This window comes from Kitasatospora sp. MBT63, assembly GCF_000710465.2.
Lineage (GTDB): Bacteria > Actinomycetota > Actinomycetes > Streptomycetales > Streptomycetaceae > Kitasatospora.
Map to the genome: position 1 here is coordinate 1 of NZ_JAIZ01000152.1, position 21,160 is coordinate 21,160.

Consider the following 21,160-nt stretch of genomic DNA (forward strand, 5'->3'; position numbering starts at 1 on the left):
CAGACATGGCCACACCAGAGCTTTGTGTTAGCTCCTCTTATCGGCACGGTGGACGAGGTCGCCCGCTGGGCGCTGGCCCGGCTTGATGACCCGCGCGCGCTGCCCGGGCTGGTCGGGCAGCTGCGCGCCCAGGGGGAGGAGGAGTTCCGCCCGTACAGCCTCGCCGAACCGAGGCGGCCCGAGATCGTGGACGTGCTGATCCCGCTGCGTGCGCACGCGGACGTTCTGCTCCCCGACCTGGTCGAGGCGGTCCGGCAGGGCGGGGCCCGGGGCGGTGCGACGCCTGCCTTCGTCGCGGTCCTGGAGGCGTGGGGCGTGGCGGTGCCGGGCGCGGCGACCACCCCGGGGCCGAGCGGGGAGCAGGTGGAGCCGGACCCGAGGGCAGTGGCGGAGTCCGTCCTGGCGGTCGCCGCCGGAGGCGACGACTTCGACCGCTTCCTTGACGCGCTCCGCGGGGTACTCCGGGCCGACGGAACCAGCGCCGAGGTCAGCCCTGCCGTCCGAGCCGCCCTGGCGGCCGTGCAGCAGTCGGAGCGCCGCCTGTCGGACCTCGGCGGCTACCGGCAGATCCTCCAGGACGAGGAGGTGCGGGGGCTCGTCGGGCAGGCGCTCGCGCCCGGCCCGGTGCCGTAGTGGCCGTCCGGCGTGGGCGAGTTCCGGGCGCTGCGGCACGGCCGGCCGGCCCGTCACTCCGCCGAGCTGCTCGCACTGGAGAACGCGCTGTGCGGGGAGCCCGCGGACTGACGGACCGTGGACCGACCGCCGTGGACCGGCGGGCCGGGGTCAGGGCAGCAGGACGACCTTGCCGCGGACCCGGCGGGACTCGATGTCGGCGTGGGCCCGGGAGGCCTCGGCGAGGGGATAGGTGGCGCCGATCGGGAGGTCGAGCTTTCCGGCGGCGGCGAGTGCGGACAGCTCGGGCAGCGCCTGCTCGAAGCGTTCGGCCGGGCCGCCGCTGGTGAACCGCACCCCGTGCTCGGCGGCCGACGAGTCGGCGATGGTGATCACCCGGGCCGCGTCACCGGTGAGGGCGACCGACTCGGCCAGCACGCCCGCGCCGGAGGTGTCGAAGACCCGGTCCACGCCTTGCGGCGCGGCGGCCCGCACCCGGTCCGCCCAGCCGTCGCCGTAGCGTACGGCGACGGCGCCGAGTTCGGTGAGCCGCCCGAGGTCGTCGTCGCCGGCGGTGGTGACGACGGTGATGCCGCGGGCGACGGCGAGCTGGACGGCGATGGTGCCGACGCTGCCGCCACCGCCGTGGACCAGCAGGGTCTCGCCCGCCACCGGACCCAGCAGGTGAAGGCCGCGGAAGGCGGTCTCGCCGACGGTCACCAGCGCGGCGGCGGTCTCGAAGGAGACCTGTTCGGGTTTCGGCACCGGCCGGTCCACCAGGGCGTACTCGGCGTAGCCGCCGCCCACCGCGCCGCCGAAGATCTCGTCGCCGACCGCGGCGCCCGCGCCCTCCCCGGCCCGGTCGACGACGCCCGCCACGTCGAAGCCCGGCCGTACCGGGAACTGCGCCGGCCGGACCGAGGCCATCAGGCCGGAGCGGAGCTTGAGGTCGAGCGGGTTGACGGAGGCCGCCCGGACCTTGATCCGCACCTGGCCCGGCCCGGGCTCGGGGGTGTCGACCTCGGTCAGGGTGAGCACGTCGGGGCCGCCGTAGCTCGCATAGGTGATCGCGTTGGGCATGGGAACTCCAAGGAAGAGGGGGATGCGGGCCGGAAGTGATCCACATCACCAGGATGGGGTCGCGGGGGCGGGGTGCCCCGGCGGCAGGCCGTGGGCTCCCGGCATCAAACCGGCATCGAACGGGAACCGGCGTGGGCGCGCGCCCGGGTCAGCCCGCGAGGGAGGGGTAGTCGGTGTAGCCCCGGTGGTCGCCGCCGTAGAAGGTGGCGGTGTCCGGAGCGTTGAACGGGCCCCCGGCGGCGAGGCGGGCCGGCAGGTCGGGGTTGGCGAGGAACAGCGCGCCGTACGCGATCAGGTCCGCGGTGCCGTCCTCGATCAGCGTCAGGGCCTCGGGGCCGGTGGCGGCGGGGTGGGTGAACGGGTTCAGGACGAACGGGCCGGGCCAGGCCTTGCGCAGCCGCGCGGTCAGGTCGCGGTCCGGGCCCTCCAGCAGGTGCAGGTACGCCAGGTCCAGGCCGGCCAGCCGCCCGATCAGCGCACCGTAGACCTCGTCCGGCCGGTCCTCGGCGATGCCGTTGTAGGGGTTCCCGGGCGAGATCCGCAGACCCACCCGGTCGCTGCCGATCGCCTCGGCCACGGCGGTGACCACCTCGACGGCGAAGCGGATCCGGCCCTCGGTGCCGCCGCCCCACGCGTCGGTGCGCAGGTTGGTGTTCGGGGCGAGGAACTGGTGGATCAGGTAGCCGTTGGCGCCGTGGATCTCCACGCCGTCGAACCCGGCCTCGATCGCCTTGTGGGCGGCGCCGGCGAAGTCGGCGACGGTCTGCCGGATCTCCGCCTCGCCCAGCTCCTGCGGCGTCACGAACTCCTTCGGCCCCTCGTGGGTGAAGACCTGGCCCTCGGCGGCCACCGCCGACGGCGCCACCGGCACCAGGCCGTCGGGCAGCAGGTCGGGGTGGCCGATCCGGCCGGTGTGCATCAGCTGGGCGAAGATCACGCCGCCCTCGCGGTGCACGGCGTCGGTCACCGTCCGCCAGGCCGCCACCTGACCGGCGGTGTGCAGGCCCGGGGTGTCGGGGTAGCCCTGGCCGACCGGCGAGGGCTGGATGCCCTCGGTGACGATCAGGCCGGCCGTCGCGCGCTGGGCGTAGTACGTCGCCATCAGCTCGGTGGGCTCGGCGCCGGGGCCGAAGGCGCGGCTGCGGGTCATCGGCGCCATCACGATGCGGCTGGCCAGGCGGCGGCCGCCCAGGACGATCGGATCGAAAGCGGTGGTCATGATCGAGCCTTCCGGTGGTGGGTGCGGCAGTGGCCGGGAACGGCCCCTGCCGGTCGGGGTGCTGCGCGGCCCCGAGCGAGTTACCTGTCCGAACAGTAAAAGTACCCGCAGCATTCCCGCAAGCGGCCCGACTTCTGTCGCGGCGAACCGCGACGGGTCCGGTCCGGGCGGAAAATGGCTGGTGGGCGGCGGCTGGGCAGGTGAGATCCGGGCCGCCACTAGGTATCGTTGCTCGGGCAGTATTCGCCGAGAACGGGAGTGATCAGGCCATGGCGGAATCCACAGCCGGCCCGGAGGACTGCTCCACGGCCCCCGGGACCGGGAGTGTCGCGCTGCCCGCGGCCGCCGCCGGGGGTCCGATCAGCCACGCGATCTTCCGGGTGGCCCGCACCCACCGCATGATCGCCGGACAGCTGCTGCGCCGCGTCGGCCTCCACCCCGGCCAGGAGCTGGTGATGATGCAGCTGTGGGAACTCGGACCGCAGCGGCAGGCCGACCTCGTCCGCCTGCTGGACTCCGACGCCGCCACCATGACCCGCACCGTCCGCCGCCTCGAACACGCCGGCTTCGTCCGGCGGACCCCGTGCGCGGACGACCGGCGCGCCTCCCTGATCGAGGCCACCACGGCGAGCCACGCCCTGCGCGCGGAGGTCGAGCAGCTCTGGCGTCAGCTCGAGGAGGCCACCGTCGGGGACAGCACCGACGAGGAACGGGCCGACGTCCTGCGGGCCCTGGAAGGCATCGAGGCGCGGCTCACCCGCACCGCCGCCCGGCTCGGCACCTGACGGGCCGTGGCGCCCGGCACACGCCGATCCGCCCGGCCCACAGCGCCTCCGTCAGGCGCGGGCCGGCGCCGCTGCCGGACCCGGGTCGGGGAGCGGCGGCGCCGAACGGCGGGGAAGCAGCAGTGGGGTCGCCAGCAGGAGCACGCCGGCCAGGCCGATGGCCGTCCGCGGGCCGAGCAGGGCACCGAGCACGCCCCAGGCGGCCGTCAGGAGCGCGGTCGAGGCCTTGGTCGTCACGGCCCAGGCGGAGAGCGTGCGGGCGACCCGGTCCGCCGGGGTGCGCTGGAGGCGGTAGGTGGCGTGGACGGGGTTGAAGACCGCGCAGCAGAAGATGAGCCCGAACTCTACCCCGGCCACCAGCAGCAGCCCGGCGGCGCCCGGCCCGAGCAGGACCAGCCCGACGGGCCACAGCGCGCGCAGCGCCCCCGCCGCGACCAGGACCCGGCGCTGCCCGAATCGGCCGACCAGGGGGCGGGCCAGCCGCGCGCCGAGCAGCCCGCCGACCGACGGCGCGGCGAAGGCGAGGCCGTACTCCCACGGCGTGAACCCGAGCCGGCCGACCATCAGCACCGCGAGCAGTGGCTCGGTGGCCATCACCAGACCGTTGAACAGCGCGGTGTTGACCAGCAGCGGGCGCAGCGCCGCGTCGCCGAGGACGTACCGCCAGCCGTCGAGCAGGTCCGCCGCCCGCGGGCGGCGGGACACCCGCCGTGCGGGCGGTGGTTCGGTGCCGCCCGTGGCGCGGACCCCGAGGGCGGACAGCAGGTAGCTGACCGCGTCGGCGGCCACGGTCGCCACCGGGCCGAGGAGGCCGGTCGCCGCGCCGCCCAGTGGCGGACCGATGATCGTGGCGAGCCAGGAGGTGGACTCGAACCGGGCGTTGGCGACGAGGAGTTCCCCGGTCGGCAGCACCGTCTTGAGGTAGGCGCCCGAGGCGGCGCGGAAGGTGATGTCGGCCGCTGCGACGACGACCGGGACCAGCAAAAGCTGTACGAAGGTGAGCACCCCGAGCGCGTACGCGGCGGGGACGGTCAGCAGCGCCAGCGCCCGGACCAGATCCATCGCGATCATCACCGGCCGCTTGCGGCGGAACTCCACCCACGGGCCGAGCGGCACCGCCACGGCCGCCCCCACCGCGGCCCCCGCGCAGGAGATCGCGGCGACCCCGGCCGGACCGGCGTGCAGCACCCGGACGGCGATCAGCGGGAACGCGCCGAAGGCGAGCCAGGTACCGAGCTCGCTGCACGCGTACGCTCCCCGGAGCCACCCCAACCGCGGCCCCGGCCGCTGCCCGCCACCCATCCCGACACCCCCGTTGCCGCTCGGCCGCACGGCCTGGTCCACGGCCTGGAGCATCAAAGCGAGCGGTGTCCGCCGTGGTCAAACAACCGAGGCGCGGGTACGCCACAACCAACGGTTGTACCCCTAGGCTGGCGGCATGGACCTCGACACCGTCCGGACCTTCGTGGCGGCCGCCGACGCGGGGCAGTTCCAGCAGGCGGCCGCCGAGCTGGCGGTCACCCAGCAGGCGGTCTCCAAACGCATCGCGGCCCTGGAGCGCGGGCTCGGCGTCCGGCTGTTCACCCGCACCCCGCGCGGCGCCGAACTCACCATCGACGGCCAGGCGTTCCTGCCCCACGCCCGGGAGCTGCTGCGGGTCGCCGAGCGCGCGGTCGCGTCCGTGCGCGGCGGCGGCCGTCCGCTGCGCGTCGACGTGATCGCCTCGCGCATCGCGTCGTCGGGCCTGATGCGCGGCTTCCACCGGGCGCACCCCGAGGTCGACCTCGACGTGGTGATGCTGTTCGACGTCGGGACGGCCGTCGACGCCGTCCGGTCCGGTGCGATCGACGCGTCGTTCCGCGCCGTCGCCGTGCCGGGCCGGCCACTTCCCGAGGACATCGAGTCCGTCCGGGTGCTCGACGAGCCGCTGGAGCTCCTCGTCGGCCCCGCCCACGCGCTCGCCGGTGCCTGGTCGGTGACCGTCGCCGAGCTGGCCGGGCACCGGATCTGGATGCCCGGGATCGTGCCCGGTACCGAGTGGGCCGCCTACTACGGCGACCTCGCCGCCGAGTTCGGCCTCACCATCGAGGCCACCGGCCCCAACTTCGGCTCCGACGCGCTCCTCGACACCATCGCCGACACCCCGGCCCTGGCCACCTTCGTCGGCGAGCGGACCCTTCCCAGGCTGCCGCCGGGAGACGCCCCCGACGCCGCCGGGCCCGCCGGCCACGGGCTGCGCCGGATCCCGGTGACCGACCCGACGCCCGTCTACCCGCACTCGCTGCTCTGGCACCGGGACAACCCCCACCCCGCGCTGGCCACCCTCCGCGCCCACCTCGCCGCCGCGCCGGGCGGCCACGGCGGCGCCGGGACCTGGGTACCGGGCTGGGTGCTCCCGCGGAGAACACACTGACCGGTGGCGGCCGGTCCGGCCGGTCGGCCGGGGCGACAGGGGGAAGGCCGACGGGCGGTCACGGGCGCCGGAGCGCGCCCGTGACCGCCCGGGGTGGGGCAGGGGCCGGCCTCAGAACTGGGTGCTGATGGTGACGCCGCTGAAGTCCGTGACGGCGTACAGGCTGAGGTAGCGGTAGCCCGCCGTCGGGTTGGTGACGGTGAGGGACTGGGTGGTGCCGGGAGCGGTCGAGGAGGCGGTGAAGGCCTTCGGCGAGGCCCAGATGTCCGGGTTGTAGTAGAGGGCCGCGGTGCCGGTGCCGCCGGAGGTGGTGACCTTCAGGGTGCTGGTGCCCGCGGGCAGGTAGATGTACAGGTAGTCGAGGTTGCCGGCGGTCGCGGCGCGGCCCGCCCGGGAGCAGTTCTGGCCCATCGCGTCGGCCCGCTGGTCGGTGCAGGTGGGCAGGGTGACCGGGCCGCCGGTGGTGACGGTGACGGAGGTCGGGGTGGAGGCGCTGCGGCCGGTGTCGTCCGTGACGGTCAGTGCGACGGTGTAGGTGCCGGCGGCCGCGTAGGTGTGGCTCGGGTTGCGCAGGTCGGAGGAGCTGCCGTCACCGAAGGTCCAGTGCCACGAGGTGATCCGGCCGGGCCCGGTCTGCACCGAGGTGTCGGACAGCGTGACGGTACCGCCGCTCACCGACTGGTCGAACAGCGCGGTCGGGCCCGCGGCGAAGCAGGCGCCGGCGGCGCAGGCGGTCAGCCAGCTGTCGAAGTCGGCGTCGTAGCGGGTGCCGAGGGAGTTGTAGACCGCGTAACCGCCGGCGTAGTCACCGGTGCGGAATTGGCCGAGCATGGCGTAGATGTCGGCGGGGTGCTTCTCGAACATGTACCGGACGGCGAGGTACCCCCACGGGTAGACCCGGGTCGAGTCCGAGTTGCCGTAGGTGTTCTGGAAGATGGTGCTGAGCTTGTAGGTGTGCTTGGCCGCCTCGGACATCGCCTGGGTGTCGGTGAGGCCGCGGTAGGTGTAGGACTCGTACTCGGCGACGCCCTCGATCCACCAGATGTCGGGCACGGAGATCTCGGCCCCGAAGTTGCCCTTCATGTCGTAGATGCCGTCGAGGTAGTGGGTGTACTCGTGGTTGAGGTTCCACACGTTGGCGGGGAAGCTGTCGTTCCACGACTTCTGGTACATCACCGACACGGCCTGGTTGTTGGGGTCGGTCGGGTCCATCACGGTCTGGCCGCCGTTGTCGGTGGAGTTGCCGTAGATCGCCCAGGAGTAGGTGAGGTAGTCGGCCTGGTTGGCGAAGACCGCCAGCGTGATGGTCTTGTCGTACTGGTTCGGGACCGGGCCGTTGTCCTTGACCAGGTTGTGGAAGAAGGAGTCCTCGCCGCGCAGGCTGGTGCAGACCGCGGCCAGGTCGGCCGGGGAGAGCGCCTCGGTGACGATGGTGCGGTTGTCGCAGACCAGTTGGTTCGGCAGCACGGTCGCGGTGAGCTTCGCGGTCAGGTCGCAGGTCTTGTAGTACGAGCACTGCCCGGGGTCGAAGGCGTTGGCCTGGTAGGCGGTGTGCACGTACAGCGGGCCGGTGCGGCCGAGGATCTGGGTGGCGTCGAGCACCTGCTTGACCAACGGCTTGGCCACGGCCTCGATGGTGGCGTTGTCGCCGGCCATCCTGGACAGGTCGTTGCCGGCGTTGATGTCCAGGAAGGCGTTCGGGCCGCCGAGCAGGTCCTGGTGGTCGAGTGCGAACCGCCCCAGCACGCTGACGATGGCCGGATCGGCGCTGACCGCGCCGACGAAGTCCGGGTTCCAGTTGGCCCGCCACAGCGGCGAGGAGAGCACCGCGTTGACCGCGTTGACCATCTTGGGGAACGTGTTGTACGAGTTGTTGTACCCGCTCAGCACCTGCTGGTAGACGTTCAGGTACTTGGCCTGCAGGTTGGCGCTGTCGGTGAGGATCAGCACCTCCTTGAGCACGGTGCCGTTGGCGTCGCTGACGTCGCTCCGGTGGGCGCTCGCGAAGAAGGCGTCCAGCGCGGTCTTGGTGGCGTTGGTGAGGGTCGAGTCGTAGCTGCCGACCGAACCGGGGTTGTAGGACTGGACGTAGTAGCCGGCCCGCAGGAAGAGCACCAGTTGCAGGATCGAGGACGCGTTGTCGCCGCTGTAGCCGGCCGCCAGGGTCTGGAAGGCGTTGGCGACGGTGAGCATCTTCGACTGCTTGAAGATGTTGCCCGCATCGCTGCCGGTGACGTTGAACAGCGTGTTGACGCAGTCCGTGGTCGAGGACTTGAGGAAGGCGACCAGGTCGGCGCCGCTGCGGCTGCCGAAGTCGGCCGGGGTACAGCTCTGCGCGTCCGCGGCGGTGGCGGCGCCCGGTGCGGCGAGGGCCGACCGTGCGGCGGGCTTCGCGGCCGGGGCGCCGCTCGCCGACCTGGACGGGCGGGGCGTGGTCTGGTAGGCCGTGCCCGCGGGCTGACCCATCACCACCTGGCCGAGCAGGGCCGGCGGCAGCGGGGCGGCGACCGGGGCGGCTCCGTCCGAGGCGGTCGACACCGTGGGGCCGAGCGGCTGAGGGACGGCGGTGGAGGCGGGGGAGGCGGCGGCCCGGACGGGCGCGGGCGAAGCCGGCGCGGCGAACGCCGAGACCGGTATCAGGGTCGCGGCGGTGGCGCAGCCGGCGACCACGCCGGCCACGAGGGTGGTGTGCGATATGCGAAGGCGCACTGCGGTCCTTGTCCTGTGGGGGAGTTCACCGGGCGTCAGGGGTGGAGCCAGGGGGTGACGCGGTGAACGGGGTGACGCGGTGAATCCTGGCACCGGGTCGAGGACAGAACAATGTCACAGGTCATATGACATCACTGCGGTCCGGCATAACACCTTTACGGGGCCATGGCGGAGGAGCCCGTGCCGGGGCGGACCGGGGAGGGCGACCCCGGTGGCGGCGGGGCGGTGGGGCGGCGGCGAGGGCCGGCCGGCCTCAGGGGCCCGTGGGCCCCGACGGGCGGTAGGTGCGGGCGGCCCAGGCGCGGAAGTGCGGCGAACCGGCGACCAGCCCCCGGTAGGCGGCGGTCGCCGCACCGTACAGCGTCTCCACCACCCCGTCACTCACCGCCGCCGGCCGCCAGACCAGCAGCTGCCGGAACCAGATCGGCGTACCCGCGAGCGGCTTGACCACCACCTCGACGAGCGGCCGCGTGGTCGCCTGGACCACGGAGATCCCCAGGCCGGCGGCGATCAGCTCCTGCAACTCCAGCCGCCCGCCGAGGACTTCGTGCACCGTCGCCGGGGTGAACCCGGCTGCCGCACAGGCACCCCGGAACACCTCGTGCCAGCCCGCCCCGTCGTCCGGTGTCAGGAACCAGGTCTCACCCGCCAGATCGGCCAACGCGATCTCGGTGTGGTGCCTGAGGCGGTGGCCGGCCGGCAGCGCCACGAAGGTCGGCTCCGTGACGATGCTCCGATGAGCGAGTGCGGGCGAGTGCCGCAGCTCCCGTCCGGGGTAGTCCACCGCCAACGCGGCGTCCGCACCGCCCTGTTCGAGCAGTTCGACGATGTCCGAGGAACGGTAGACGCTGCTGACCGTCAGCCGGAGGTCCGGCCGCTGCCGCCGGGCCCGGGAGAGCAGCCCGGGCAGGACGGGACTGAGTGTCGCGGCCAGCCGCAGTGGCGTGGTGGCCTGCGCGGACTCGTCCACCCCCCGGCGGCCCAGACCGTCGGCGCGGGCCAGCACATCGCGCGCCGCCGCCAGCACCTCGACGCCGAAGCAGGTCGGGACCACCCCCGAGGCCGCCCGCTCGAACAGGGGAGCGCCCAGGTGCCGCTCGATCCGGCGCAGCTGGGTACTGGTCGCCGGCTGCGAGGCGCCGAGCGCCGCGGCCGCCCGGCCCACACTGCCGGTGTCCGCAATCGCGCACAGCACCCGCAGGTGCCGAAGCTCCAACTCCACTGGCCCTCCTCGTGGTCCCCCTCGCCCGGCGGCCCGACCGCCCCGCCGGTGGCGGGGCCGACGGCTGCCGCCAGCCCGGTGCCATGGCACGCGTGACATGGCAATCGTGCGGCTCACCTTCGCGGTGCGCCGCTGCCGCGTCAAGCCCGGTCGGGCAGGGCGGCGGCCCGGGCCTGCGCCGACCGGACCGTGGTGCGGGCGGACGCGGAGTCAGGCGGCCGGTGGCGGAGTGGGTTCGGCCCTCCGGGGGGCCTTCCGGGGCGGCCGTGGGGACGCGGGGCGGGGGAGGGCCGGCGGGTCGATCCGGCCCGGGTCTGCGGGCTCCGTCCGGCCTGCCGTCGAGCGACGGAGGACCGGTCCGGGCAGTGCGGCGCGTGGCCGCCGCGTGCCCGTCACGGTCGCTGCGCGAACGCTGCGACTGGTCGGCCGCGCCGCGCTCCCGCAGCGTGGTGCAGGAGAGGTGTCCGCCGTCCCGGACCCCTCCGGTGCGGATCCGGGTGGATCCGGGGCGGGGCGGCGCCTCCCGGCCCGCCGCGTGCTCGGGGACCGGCGGACCGGGGACCTGACCGGCGGACCGGGCGACCGGATCGGCGGCCCTCGGCGGCCGGGCCGCGGGCCGCAGTGCGGTCACCGGGCCTGGAAGGTGGCGCGGTACTCCGCGGGGGAGGTGCCGACGTGGCGGCGGAAGGCCGCCCGGAAGGCGGCGGGGCTGCCCAGGCCGCTGAGCCGGGCGACCTGTTCGACGGGGGTCGTGGTGGTCTCCAGCAGCTCGCGCGCCCAGTCGAGGCGGGCCGCGGTCAGCCAGGCCATCGGCGAGGTGTCGGTCTCCTGCTGGAAGCGGCGGATGAACGTCCGGCGGGACATGTGTGCGCGGTGTGCCAGCTCGTCCACCGTCTGACGCCGCGCCAGGTTTCCGAGCATCCAGGCGCGGACCGGAGCCAGCTCCTCGCTGCGGCCGGCCGGCCGGAGGCGTTCGATGAACTGCGCCTGGCCGCCGTGGCGTCGGGGCGGTGCGACGAGCGCGCGGGCGCGTGCGTTGGCGGCGGCGGCGCCGTAGTCGCGGCGGATGACGTGCAGGCACAGGTCCACGCCGGCGGTCACTCCGGCGGAGGTGAGGATGTCGCCGTCGTCGACGTAGAGCTGGTTCGGCCGGACGTCGACCAGGGGGTACCGGCGCTGCAGCGCTGCGGCGTCCCGCCAGTGGGTGGTGGCGGGACGCCCGTCCAGCAGCCCGGCGGCCGCCAGCGCGAACGCCCCCGTGCAGATCGAGACCAGCCGCGCCCCGCCCGCGTGCGCCGAGCGGATCGCCGACAGCGCCGCCGCGGGCAGCGGGGCGTCCGGATCCTCGTAGCCCGGAACCACGACCGTATCGGCGTCCCGCAACGCCTCCAGCCCCTCGGGCGCGGCGACGGTGAACCCGCCACTGCGGACCGGTCCGGCCGACGGATCGGCGCAGACGGCCACCCGGTAGTGCGGGTCCGTCCCGAAGGCCTGCACCGGGATGCCGAGGTCCAGCAACAGGACCCCCGGCAGGGCCAGCACCGCGACCCGGTGCCCGTGAGCGGTCGACATGGCACGATCCTAGCGACCGGCGACCCGCATGCCACTGTCGACGACCCGGCCGCGGTTCGTAGCCTGCGGGCATGGACTTCTCACTCGACCTGCCAGCCGGCCCCCTGGCCGAGGCCATCCTCACGACGGTACGGACCACCGAGACCCCGGCGGTGGCCCATCACAGCGTGCGCAGCTTCTTCTTCGCCGAGCTCCTCGCCGCGCACGAGGGCTGCCTCACGGACGCCGCCTACGACCGGGACCTGCTGTTCGCCGCCACCGTCCTGCACGACCTGGGCACCGGGGACCTCGCCGAGGGCAACGCCCGCTTCGAGGTGGAGGGCGCCGACCTGGCGGCCGGCCTGCTGCGGCAGCACCGCGTCCCGGAGGCCGACATCGACCGGGTGTGGGAGGCGATCGCCCTGCACACCTCGCCCGGCATCGCCGAACGCCGCGGCCTGCTCAGCCACCTCACCCGCGGGGGCGTGGGCATCGACTTCGGGCGCAACGCGGAGATCGTCACTCCGTGGGAACAGCAGATCCACGCCGCCTACCCCCGGCTCACCATGGTCCGCTCGCTCGTCGACGCCATCGTGGAACGGGCCGCCCGCTCGGACGCCGCGGCGCCCCGCTACTCGTGCGGCGGTGAACTGCTCCGCGAACGCCGCACCGACGGCGTGACCGCCCTGGAACGCGACGCGGCATCCTCCTTCTGGGGCGAGTGAACGCCCCCGCGGACCGGTCGCCGAGCAGGCGGTGCCACGGACAATGGAGGGGGGAGCGGGCCCGGGGTGCCGGGCCCGGAACCGGGCAGACCGTACCGATCCGCAGCAGTGAAGGGCAGGTACCCCATGGCCACCGTCGCCGCCTACGCCGCACCCGCCGCCAAGGCCCCGCTCGAGCGCACGACCGTCGAGCGGCGCGCGGTCGGCGAGCGCGACGTGCTGATCGACATCACGTTCGTCGGCATCTGCCACTCCGACATCCACCAGGTCCGCGAGGGCTGGGGCGAGGCGATCTTCCCGATGGTGCCCGGGCACGAGATCGCCGGCGTCGTCGCCGGAACCGGCCCGGGCGTGACCGGATTCCGCACCGGCGACCGGGTCGGGGTCGGCTGCATGGTCGACTCCTGCCGCGAGTGCGAGAACTGCAAGGCCGGGCTGGAGCAGTACTGCGACCTGGTCCCGGTCTGGACGTACAACGCGGTCGGCAAGGACGGGCAGCCCACCTACGGCGGCTACTCGCAGAGCGTGGTCGTCGACGAGAACTACGTCGTCCGCATCCCCGACGCCCTCCCGCTGGACGCGGCCGCCCCCCTGCTGTGCGCGGGGATCACCACCTACTCGCCGCTGCGGCACTGGAACGCGGGCCCGGGCCGGCACATCGCGGTGATCGGCTTCGGCGGACTCGGCCACGTCGCCGTGAAGATCGCGCACGCGCTCGGCGCCGAGGTCACCGTCCTCTCACAGTCCCTGCGCAAACGGGACGACGGCCTGCGGCTGGGCGCCGACCACTACCACGCGACCGGCGACCCGGCGACCTTCGACCGGCTCGCGCGCAGCTTCGACCTGATCCTCAACACCGTCTCCGCGCCGCTCGACCACGCCGCCCACCTCGCACTGCTGCGCACCGACGGGACCATGGTCAACCTCGGCCTCCCGGAGGAGCCGGTGCAGATCGAACTCGGATCGCTGAACGGCCGGCGCCGCAGCCTGAGCAGTTCGGGCATCGGCGGCATCGCCGAAACCCAGGAGATGCTCGACTTCTGCGCCGAACACGGGGTGGCGGCCGAGATCGAACTGATCCGCGCCGAGCAGGTCAACGAAGCCTACGAGCGGGTCCTCGCCGGCGACGTCCGCTACCGCTTCGTCATCGACACCGCCACCATCTGACCGGCCGGGCGGCCGGCGCGGGCCGCCACCCACGGCCGCCGCTCCGCCGGCGGGCCCCCGGTCGCGTGCGCGAGGCGCCGGGCGTAGACCGGAGAGGTGGACGGACTCGGTGGTACGGGCGGATCCGGCGCCGGCGGCGGACCGGAGCTGTGCGACCGGTGCGGCGCCGTGGTGCCGCTGCCCGAGCTGGTGGTGCTGCGCGTGCCGGACTCCTCCGCGGTCGCCGGGGACATGCGGTTCGACGGTGAGCGCCTGCTGCGTGCCTGCGGGGAGGCCCACCTGGTCGAACTCGCCGCCCTCTACCAGCACCGCCCGTTCGTCACCGAGGAGCTGTGGTCCGGGCAGATCGTCCGGGCCGTGCGGCTACTGGGGAAGCTGGACGACGAGGAGATGTACGAGCGGGTGGTCGCGATGACCGGCCTGAGCGAGGAGAAGCTGAGACGGGCGGCCGCCTGGCAGGAACGGCACGGCCGTCCGTCCGGGCCCGCCGGGCCGTGACCGCCCGCCCGGCGCAGCCGTACGCGCCGGTGTCGTGGGGGTGGCCGCTCCGATACGAAAACGAAGACCGAACCGCCCACAACCCCAAGTTGTTTGGGGATTCGGCCAGTACACCGCTCCGGCCGGCGAGCGGGAGACTTCCGGTCAGGGGGCGCGGCCCGATCCGGAGGCCCGGCGCCGAGACACAGGGGGAACAGGACGATGAGTGGTCAGCTCTACGACGAGATCGGCGAATCCTTCGAGGGCTTCAAGACCCTCCCGCTCGCACGCCACGCCGAGGTGCCCGGGTTCCTCGCCCTCGTCGGTGACGTGCGAGGCAGGTCGATCCTCGACCTGGCCTCCGGAACGGGCTTCTACAGCCGGGAGTTCAAGCGCCGCGGGGCATCCCGTGTCCTGGGCGTCGACATCTCCACCGCCATGGTCGACGCGGCCCGGGCGCTCGAGGACCGCGACCCGCTGGGTGTGGACTACGAGGTCGGCGACGTGGCCGAACTGCGCAGCTTCGAGCGGCCCTTCGACCTCGCGGTCGCGGTCCAGCTGTTCAACTACGCCCAGGACGTCGCCACCATCGAGCGGATGTGCCGCAACATCCACCGCAGCCTCGCACCCGGGGCCGAGTTCTTCGCCTTCGCCCAGCACCCGGACTTCCGATTCGGCGGACCGTCCCTGGCCAAGTACGGCTTCCTGTGCGAACCGCTCGGCGAGGAGACCGAGATCGGACCGCGGGTGCGGATCACCGCACTGCTCGACCCGCCGATCTCCTTCGTCGCCAACCCGCCCAGCCGCCGGGTCTACGAGAGCAGCCTGCGGGCGGCCGGCTTCGACGAGCTCACCTGGGTCCCCCTGGAGGTCTCCGCCGGAGGCGTGCGCGAGTACGGCCAGGAGTTCTGGGACGACTACGCCGCCAACCCACCGCTGACGATGCTGCGCTGCCGCGCCTGACCCCCGCCGGCCCGCGGACCTCCTGCCCGCCCGTCAGGAGGTCCGCGGTGCCGTCCGCGCAGCCGCCGGAACGGCGGCAGCCCGTGCGGAGTACAGGACCTCGTCGCTCTCGGAGTCGGCCACCTCCCAGCCGAGCAGGTCGGCGATCCCCGCAGCCACCTCCCGGGCGGCTCGGTAGGCGGGGTGGCCGCCCGCCGAGGAGCAGATCAGCTCGACCATGGTGACCCGCCGCGGAACCCGGCCGGCATGGGCGGAGTGGTTCCCGGCAGCGTCGCACGCCGCCAAGGTCACGTGGAGCCAGTCGAAGCCGTCCTCGGCCCGGTAGAAGGCCGAGTCGGCCTTCCGGAGGCCCGGCACCGAGTCCAGGTGCTCCACCAGCGCGCAGGTCGCAACGCTCCCGCTGTAGCGGCGGTCCGAGCGAACGGTCAGATACCTGTACATCCCCGCATCCTCGCACCCATTCCACCGTGGCGCCTTCGCGTGCCCGGGTCCGGAGTCCGCTCCGGCCGGCCGGCCATCGCCCGATAATCCGTCAGCGTCCTTTTGTGTCTGTGCAATTCCGGCGTGAGGGCGTTCGGCAGTCCGGAGATTCCCTGGTCGGGGTCGGTTGTCAGTGCCTGCTCATAGTGTGGGAACAACGCTGGAGAGGGCACCGGAAATGGTGCCGGAAAAGGGCGTCGGAAAGAGGGGGACAGCCATGTCTGCGCAGAGGATCAGCCACAAGGTGAACCATGTTTCGCTCGTGGTCGACAGGTCCGGTTCGATGCGGCAGCACGAGGCGCAGCTCGTCCGGGTGGTGGACGAGTTCGTGAAGGGCCTTCAGGAGGAGTCCGACCGGCTCGGGCACGAGACCCGCATCAGCCTGTACGCCTTCGACCACGAGGTGCAGAACCTGGTCTGGGACATGGACGTCAAGCACCTGCCGTCGCTCCAGGGCCTCTACCGCGTCGACAACGGTGCGACGGCGCTGATCGAGGCGGCCGTGAAGTCCGTCGACGACCTGAAGAACATCTGGGAGGGGTACGGGGAGCACTCGTTCCTCCAGGTCGTCGTCACCGACGGCGAGGAGAACGCGTCCGGCTGCTCGGAGACCGGGAAGATGCACGTCAGGATGGCCGGCAGCCGGGGCGCCGCGGTCCTGCGCACCTGGATGGACCGCATCCGGCGGGCCATGGACGACCTCCCCGACCACTGGACCTCGGCGATCCTGGTCCCGAACTCGCTGGCCAAGCGGACCGCCCAGGAGTACGGCTTCCCCGCGGGCAACATCGCGATCTGGGACGCGGACTCCAGCGAGGGCGTCGAGGAGGCCATCGGCACCGTGAAGTCGGCGGCCACCAGCTTCCTGCGCGGCCGCGAGAAGGGCGTACGCGGCACCAGGAACCTGTTCGCCATGGGCCAGGACCTCAGCACCGCCGACGTCAGCGCCAACCTCGACGCCCTGGACACCGGCACGTACCGCCTGGTCCCGGTCGACCGGCCGCTGCCGATCCGGGACTTCGTGACCGGCGCCGGTCACGCGTACCGGACCGGCTGCGCCTTCTACGAGCTGTCCAAGCGCGAGAAGATCCAGGCCAGCAAGCAGCTCGCCGTCGCGGAGAAGGACCCGGCCACCGGCCGGATGACCGGCCGGGTGTTCTCCGGCCCGGCGGCCCGCCGGCTCCTCGGCCTGCCGGCGGCGGAGACCACGGTCAAGCCGGGCGACAATCCGGCGTTCACGGTGTTCGTCCAGTCCACCTCCGTCAACCGGAAGCTGGTGCCGGGCACCGAGCTGCTCGTCCTCCTGCAGTCGTAGCCGAAGCTGTAACCGGTGCCGTAACCGCGGGCCGCGGCCGCGCGTCAGGTCAGGGCCGGCACCAGCAGGGCGGCGGTGCGGGCGATCAGGGGTTCGTCGGCGGGGGCGTGCGGGTCGGTCTTGGTGGACAGCACGGACAGGACCACCGGAGCGCCGTCGGCGGTCCAGGCGACGCCGACGTCGTTGGTGGTTCCGTAGTCCCCGGTGCCGGTCTTGTCCGCGAGGGCCCACGGCTGGGGCAGGCCGGCGCGCAGGCGGGCGGCGCCGGTGGTGTTGGCGAGCATCCAGTCGGTGAGCCGGCGGCGGTCCCGGGAGGTCAGCGCGCCGCCGAGGACCAGCGCCGTGAGCGTCGTCGCGATGGCGGCCGGGGTGGTGGTGTCGGTGACGCGCCCCGGCTCGGCGGAGTTCAGCGCGGGCTCCCAGCGGTCCAGGCGGGTCACGCCGTCCCCGACGGACCTGCAGAACCGGCCGACGGCCGCCGGGCCACCGAGCTCGCGGAGCAGGAGGTTGTCGGCGGCGTTGTCGCTGTAGTCGAGGGCCGCGACGCAGAGTTCGGCGACCGTCAGGCCGGATGCCAGATGCTCGGGAGTGCCCGTGATCGGCGCGTACCCCGCGGCGGCGACGTCCTCGGCGGTGTACCGGATGCGGCGGGCGAGGAACTCGCCGTGGTGGTCCAGGTCGCGCAGGACGGCCGCGGCCGTCACGATCTTGTGCACGGAACAGATCGGGAACAGCTCGTGCGCGCGGTACAGCACCTGCGCGCCGGTGACCGTGTTCCGCGCGAACACGCCGAGCCTGGCGGAGTGTTCGCGTTCGAGCCCGGCCAGCGCCCGGGTGACGTCGGGCGCGGGCGTACGCTGCGGCGCCGCGGTCGCGGCGTACGCCGTCCCGCCCGCCGACACCGCGGCGGCCGCAACCGTCCCGGCGCCCATCCCCAGCACCGTCCGGCGGCTCAGCTGCCCCTTGTTGGTCCTCACGCTGTGGTCCTCCCTGTCCGAAGCAATCCGTCCTTCGGGGAGAGGGACGCACCCGAGCTTCCTTCAGTTCGCCCCACTTGGGCAGCATTTGCGTGTGCGGGCCTCGCACCCGGCGGGGCTCACACCCGGCGGATGGTGGAGATCTGGATGGCGTCGACCTGCATCGTCTTGACCACGTCCCCGGCGCGCGGCGCGTGGACCACCAGGCCGTTGCCGATGTACATGCCGACGTGGCTGCGGTCGCCGTGGTAGATCACCAGGTCGCCGGGCTGGGCGTTGTGCCAGTCGGTGCCGACGTTGGTGCCGACGGTGGCCTGCTCCTGCGAGGTCCGCGGCAGCGAGACACCCGCCTTCGCGTACGCGAAGACCATCAGGCCGGAGCAGTCGAAGGTGTCCGGTCCGGTCGTGGCCCACTTGTACGGGTCGCCCTGCTGGTCGAGGGCGGTCCGCACCGCGGTCGCGGCGTAGCCGCTGGCCGGGGGCAGGGTGGACGGGTCGATGCGGGCGGAGCTGCGGGAGGCGGAGCCGTCGGTGCCGCGGAGGATCGCGGTGCGGTCCGCGACGCTGAGGCTGCTGAGCAGCCGCTGCGCCTCCTGGAGCTTGTGCTGCACCTCGTCCTTGGCGCCGTTCAGCGTCTGCGTGGAGGCGTCCAGTTCGGCGAGCACCGCGGCGGCCTCCTGCTTCTGCTGGTCCAGCCGGCGCTGCTGGTCCTTGAGCGCCTTGAGGGTGTCCGCCTGGGTGCTGACGGCCTGTTCGAAGCCGGACGCCCGGGCCAGGTACTCGTCCGGGTCGGCGGAGAGCATCAGCTGCATCGAGGGGTCGACGCCGCCCTGGCGGTACTCGTCGGCGGCGACCGCCGCCAGGCCCGCGGCCAGTTCGGTCAGCTGGCCCTGCCCCCGGGCCACCTGGTCCTGCAGTTGGTCGGCTTGCTTGCGGAGCTGGTCGGCCCGCTCCTTGGCGCCGTTGTACCGCTCGGCCGCCTGCTCCTGCTCCTCGAGGAGCTTGTCGACCTGGGCCTTCACCTCGTCCTTGCCCGGCTGGGCGGGCGCGGCGTGTGCGCTGACCTGGGCGGTCAGGGCGACCGCGGTCGCGGCGGCACCGGTGAGCACGGAGACCCGCGCGCGGCTGGGCTGCTTGGGACGGCGGTGTGCGGCCAAGGATCCGGCTCCTTCTCCCCGTTGGACTCACCTGTAGGTGTGATAGTCCTGAAATAGGTTTGATGATGGACCGTAATCAAGATCCTGCCCCACGTCCACCCCGGTCCCGCGAACCCGCCCACCCGGCAGATGAACTGGCACGCCGTCAGTGGGCGAACAGGGCGCCGCCCGCGGGCCTGCCAACCGCGGCCCGACCGGCCCGGCGAACCTGCGCGTTCGGAGCACCTAGAGCTGCGAAGCCCCTCCGTCGACAGGGAACTCCGCACCCGTCGACCCGCTGCTCGCATCCCTGGAAGACGTCGCCCGTACCTTGCTGGGCACAGCTTCCCGACGGGAGAACGACGAATTGCCGGTCAACTGAACCCATTGCCGCTCCCGGTCGGTGCGGGGCCGACTCCACCGAGTTCCCACGGCGGCTCGTCGGCACGGAACGAGACGACGGAGTGAACCGGCCCGGCGGGAGAGCGGGCTGCCGGAGCCTGACGCGCCACCACGGTCAATCCGGCGGACCTGTGCGGTCGGGGTACTACCCGCACCCCCCGTGCGGCCCCTGGCCGACACGCCGCAGGGTGGTCCGTGCGGAGGAATTTCGGCCGCCGCGGCCCGCCACCGGCCCGGCGGCGGTCCGTGAACCGCCATGGTGGTGGACGTCCGGCCCGTCGGGGCCCGTCCCCGTGGAGGAACTGTGCGTACGACGCCGTTCGCCGCCGTCCTCGTCGGCGCGCTGCTGCTGACGTCGGCGGCCGCCAGGACGGAGGCGGCGACCCCGCCTGGGGCCGTGCGGTCGGCCGGCTCCCTCGGCCCCGACCTGGACCGGCTGTTCGCCGACGCCCGGCTGACCGGGGCCCAGTCCTCCGCCCTGGTCACCGACGCGGCCACCGGCGAGGTGCTGTACGAACACGCGCCGGGAGCGCTGCTGCTGCCCGCGTCCACCCTCAAGACGGTGACCGCCGCCGCCGCCCTCGACCTGCTCGGCCCGGACCACCGCTTCACCACCGAGGTCCGCGCCGCCGGCCGGCGCAGCGGACCGGCGCTCGACGGTGACCTGGTGCTGCACGGCGGCGGCGACCCCACCCTGCTGCCCGCGGACCTCGACGCCCTGGCCGGCGAGGTGGCCGCCGCCGGCATCACCGAGGTGACCGGCGCGCTGCGCGCCGACGTCACCCGGTACGACGACGTGCCGCTCGGCGCCGACTGGGCCTGGGACGACCAGGCCGCCTACTACAGCCCGCAGATCTCGGCCCTCACCCTCACCACCGACACCGACTACGACCCCGGAACGGTCCGGCTCACCCTCACCCCGGCCGCCCGCCCCGGGCAGCCCGCGCAGGTCGAGGTCACGCCCGCCGAGGCGCCGGTGCACCTGAGCGGCAGCGTCACCACCGCCGCGGCGGGCGGCGCGTACACCGTCCAGGTCGACCGGCGGCCAGGCGGCAACGAGCTGCGGCTCGACGGCGCCCTGCCCGCCGACGGCGGCACCGGGCAGGAGTGGATCGCCGTCGACGACCCGGCCGCGCTGGCCACCACCGTGTTCGCGGCCGCCCTGGCCCGGCACGGCGTCACCGTCCGCGGCGGCGCCGCGACCGGCCGGGCACCGGAGGCGGACACCGTGCTCGCCCGGCACGACTCGGCGCCGCTGGCGGACCTGATGGTGCCGTTCCTCAAGCTCAGCAACAACGGCATCGCCGAGCACCTGGTGAAGGAGATCGGCCGGGTCGCCGCCGGACACGGCAGCTGGGCCGCCGGCCTCGACCGGATCGCGGGCTTCCTGCACCGCAGCGGCCTGGAACCGACCGCCGCCCGGCAGCGTGACGGCTCGGGACTGTCCCGGCGGAACCTGCTCACCACCCGCAGACTGACCGCCCTGTTCGGGTACGCCCGCACCCAGCCGTGGTTCCACGCCTGGTACGACGCGCTGCCGGTGGCCGGCGACCCCCGCCGGATGGTCGGCGGCACCCTCACCAACCGGATGCGGGGCACCGCCGCGGCCGGCCGGGTGCACGCCAAGACCGGCTCGATGACCGGCGTCGACGCACTGGCCGGCTACGTCGAGCGCGCCGACGGCCGGACGCTCGCCTTCGCCGTCCTGCTGAACAACTTCGCCGGCGACAGCCCCCGCCCGCTGCTCGACGCGTTCGCGGTCCGGCTGGCCGGTGACGGCGCCGCCGGACCGGCCCCCGCCGACCGCGCGCCCGACAGCGCGGCACCCTCGGTCCGGGACGGCCGCCGGGCCGCGCCGTACGACTGGGAGACCGCCTGCCTGACGGACGCCCGCTGCTGACCCCGGCCCACCCGCCCGCCGCGCCCG

18 protein-coding genes are annotated in these 21,160 nt (G+C 73.8%); 9 read left to right on the top strand and 9 right to left on the bottom strand.

What is annotated here, in order from left to right:
• The first annotated feature begins 24 nt into the window (after window positions 1-24).
• Window positions 25-633: a hypothetical protein gene (locus AA75_RS10180; RefSeq protein ID WP_149038055.1), complete on the top strand. Its 609-nt coding sequence runs from the start codon at window positions 25-27 to the stop codon at window positions 631-633.
• Between the two features lie 150 nt (window positions 634-783).
• Here AA75_RS10180 and AA75_RS10185 read toward each other — a convergent pair whose 3' ends face one another.
• Both AA75_RS10185 and AA75_RS10190 read right to left on the bottom strand, forming a co-directional pair.
• Window positions 784-1,692, bottom strand: a complete 909-nt coding sequence (locus tag AA75_RS10185) for an NADP-dependent oxidoreductase (RefSeq protein ID WP_033819550.1) — start codon at window positions 1,690-1,692, stop codon at window positions 784-786.
• Between the two features lie 148 nt (window positions 1,693-1,840).
• Window positions 1,841-2,911, bottom strand: a complete 1,071-nt coding sequence (locus AA75_RS10190) for an alkene reductase (protein WP_033819551.1) — start codon at window positions 2,909-2,911, stop codon at window positions 1,841-1,843.
• A gap of 269 nt (window positions 2,912-3,180) precedes the next feature.
• Here AA75_RS10190 and AA75_RS10195 point away from each other — a divergent pair, with 269 nt between their 5' ends.
• Window positions 3,181-3,696, top strand: coding sequence for a MarR family winged helix-turn-helix transcriptional regulator (locus AA75_RS10195; protein WP_033819552.1), 516 nt, complete (start codon window positions 3,181-3,183; stop codon window positions 3,694-3,696).
• A 51-nt stretch (window positions 3,697-3,747) separates the two neighbouring features.
• Here the strand turns inward: AA75_RS10195 and AA75_RS10200 are convergent, their stop codons facing one another.
• A complete protein-coding gene (locus AA75_RS10200) occupies window positions 3,748-4,998 on the bottom strand; it encodes an MFS transporter (RefSeq protein ID WP_033819564.1) in 1,251 nt (416 codons plus the stop codon).
• A 136-nt stretch (window positions 4,999-5,134) separates the two neighbouring features.
• Between AA75_RS10200 and AA75_RS10205 the strand changes: the two genes are divergently transcribed.
• On the top strand, window positions 5,135-6,109 hold the full coding sequence (locus tag AA75_RS10205; protein WP_033819553.1) for a LysR family transcriptional regulator: 975 nt from the start codon (window positions 5,135-5,137) through the stop codon (window positions 6,107-6,109).
• Between the two features lie 111 nt (window positions 6,110-6,220).
• On the opposite strand, the gene AA75_RS10210 is transcribed toward AA75_RS10205, so the two are convergent.
• The 3 genes from AA75_RS10210 to AA75_RS10220 form a co-directional block, all read right to left on the bottom strand.
• On the bottom strand, window positions 6,221-8,818 hold the full coding sequence (locus tag AA75_RS10210) for a collagenase (RefSeq protein WP_033819554.1): 2,598 nt from the start codon (window positions 8,816-8,818) through the stop codon (window positions 6,221-6,223).
• A gap of 253 nt (window positions 8,819-9,071) precedes the next feature.
• Window positions 9,072-10,040: a LysR family transcriptional regulator gene (locus tag AA75_RS10215; protein ID WP_033819555.1), complete on the bottom strand. Its 969-nt coding sequence runs from the start codon at window positions 10,038-10,040 to the stop codon at window positions 9,072-9,074.
• Window positions 10,041-10,667: 627 nt separating this feature from the next.
• The gene (locus tag AA75_RS10220; protein WP_033819556.1) at window positions 10,668-11,612 is read right to left on the bottom strand and encodes a GlxA family transcriptional regulator; all 945 of its coding nucleotides are present in this window, start codon (window positions 11,610-11,612) and stop codon (window positions 10,668-10,670) included.
• A gap of 71 nt (window positions 11,613-11,683) precedes the next feature.
• Between AA75_RS10220 and AA75_RS10225 the strand changes: the two genes are divergently transcribed.
• From AA75_RS10225 to AA75_RS10240, 4 genes are all read left to right on the top strand, one after another.
• Window positions 11,684-12,316: an HD domain-containing protein gene (locus tag AA75_RS10225; RefSeq protein WP_033819557.1), complete on the top strand. Its 633-nt coding sequence runs from the start codon at window positions 11,684-11,686 to the stop codon at window positions 12,314-12,316.
• Between the two features lie 126 nt (window positions 12,317-12,442).
• A complete protein-coding gene (locus tag AA75_RS10230; protein WP_033819558.1) occupies window positions 12,443-13,483 on the top strand; it encodes an NAD(P)-dependent alcohol dehydrogenase in 1,041 nt (346 codons plus the stop codon).
• 96 nt (window positions 13,484-13,579) lie between these two features.
• Entirely contained in the window at window positions 13,580-13,981 is a 402-nt protein-coding gene (locus tag AA75_RS10235; RefSeq protein WP_051812085.1) for a hypothetical protein, read from the top strand.
• Between the two features lie 201 nt (window positions 13,982-14,182).
• A complete protein-coding gene (locus AA75_RS10240) occupies window positions 14,183-14,923 on the top strand; it encodes a class I SAM-dependent methyltransferase (RefSeq protein WP_033819559.1) in 741 nt (246 codons plus the stop codon).
• A 33-nt stretch (window positions 14,924-14,956) separates the two neighbouring features.
• Here AA75_RS10240 and AA75_RS10245 read toward each other — a convergent pair whose 3' ends face one another.
• Complete coding sequence (locus AA75_RS10245) at window positions 14,957-15,364, bottom strand: hypothetical protein (RefSeq protein ID WP_033819560.1); 408 nt, start codon at window positions 15,362-15,364, stop codon at window positions 14,957-14,959.
• A 256-nt stretch (window positions 15,365-15,620) separates the two neighbouring features.
• Here AA75_RS10245 and AA75_RS10250 point away from each other — a divergent pair, with 256 nt between their 5' ends.
• Window positions 15,621-16,718, top strand: coding sequence for a vWA domain-containing protein (locus AA75_RS10250; RefSeq protein WP_033819561.1), 1,098 nt, complete (start codon window positions 15,621-15,623; stop codon window positions 16,716-16,718).
• Window positions 16,719-16,762: 44 nt separating this feature from the next.
• On the opposite strand, the gene bla is transcribed toward AA75_RS10250, so the two are convergent.
• Both bla and AA75_RS10260 read right to left on the bottom strand, forming a co-directional pair.
• Window positions 16,763-17,650, bottom strand: coding sequence for a class A beta-lactamase (gene bla, locus AA75_RS10255; RefSeq protein WP_051812086.1), 888 nt, complete (start codon window positions 17,648-17,650; stop codon window positions 16,763-16,765).
• A gap of 164 nt (window positions 17,651-17,814) precedes the next feature.
• The gene (locus AA75_RS10260) at window positions 17,815-18,852 is read right to left on the bottom strand and encodes a C40 family peptidase (RefSeq protein ID WP_033819563.1); all 1,038 of its coding nucleotides are present in this window, start codon (window positions 18,850-18,852) and stop codon (window positions 17,815-17,817) included.
• Between the two features lie 685 nt (window positions 18,853-19,537).
• Between AA75_RS10260 and dacB the strand changes: the two genes are divergently transcribed.
• A complete protein-coding gene (dacB, locus tag AA75_RS10265) occupies window positions 19,538-21,133 on the top strand; it encodes a D-alanyl-D-alanine carboxypeptidase/D-alanyl-D-alanine-endopeptidase (protein ID WP_063794325.1) in 1,596 nt (531 codons plus the stop codon).
• The last annotated feature ends 27 nt before the right edge of the window (window positions 21,134-21,160 follow it).

Coding starts and splice junctions, on each gene's coding strand:
- AA75_RS10185 (WP_033819550.1), bottom strand. CDS start 1,692: ATGCCCAACGCGATCACCTATGCGAGCTACGGCGGCCCCGACGTGCTC.
- AA75_RS10190 (WP_033819551.1), bottom strand. CDS start 2,911: ATGACCACCGCTTTCGATCCGATCGTCCTGGGCGGCCGCCGCCTGGCC.
- AA75_RS10195 (WP_033819552.1), top strand. CDS start 3,181: ATGGCGGAATCCACAGCCGGCCCGGAGGACTGCTCCACGGCCCCCGGG.
- AA75_RS10200 (WP_033819564.1), bottom strand. CDS start 4,998: ATGGGTGGCGGGCAGCGGCCGGGGCCGCGGTTGGGGTGGCTCCGGGGA.
- AA75_RS10205 (WP_033819553.1), top strand. CDS start 5,135: ATGGACCTCGACACCGTCCGGACCTTCGTGGCGGCCGCCGACGCGGGG.
- AA75_RS10220 (WP_033819556.1), bottom strand. CDS start 11,612: ATGTCGACCGCTCACGGGCACCGGGTCGCGGTGCTGGCCCTGCCGGGG.
- AA75_RS10225 (WP_033819557.1), top strand. CDS start 11,684: ATGGACTTCTCACTCGACCTGCCAGCCGGCCCCCTGGCCGAGGCCATC.
- AA75_RS10230 (WP_033819558.1), top strand. CDS start 12,443: ATGGCCACCGTCGCCGCCTACGCCGCACCCGCCGCCAAGGCCCCGCTC.
- AA75_RS10240 (WP_033819559.1), top strand. CDS start 14,183: ATGAGTGGTCAGCTCTACGACGAGATCGGCGAATCCTTCGAGGGCTTC.
- AA75_RS10245 (WP_033819560.1), bottom strand. CDS start 15,364: ATGTACAGGTATCTGACCGTTCGCTCGGACCGCCGCTACAGCGGGAGC.
- AA75_RS10250 (WP_033819561.1), top strand. CDS start 15,621: ATGTCTGCGCAGAGGATCAGCCACAAGGTGAACCATGTTTCGCTCGTG.
- bla (WP_051812086.1), bottom strand. CDS start 17,650: ATGGGCGCCGGGACGGTTGCGGCCGCCGCGGTGTCGGCGGGCGGGACG.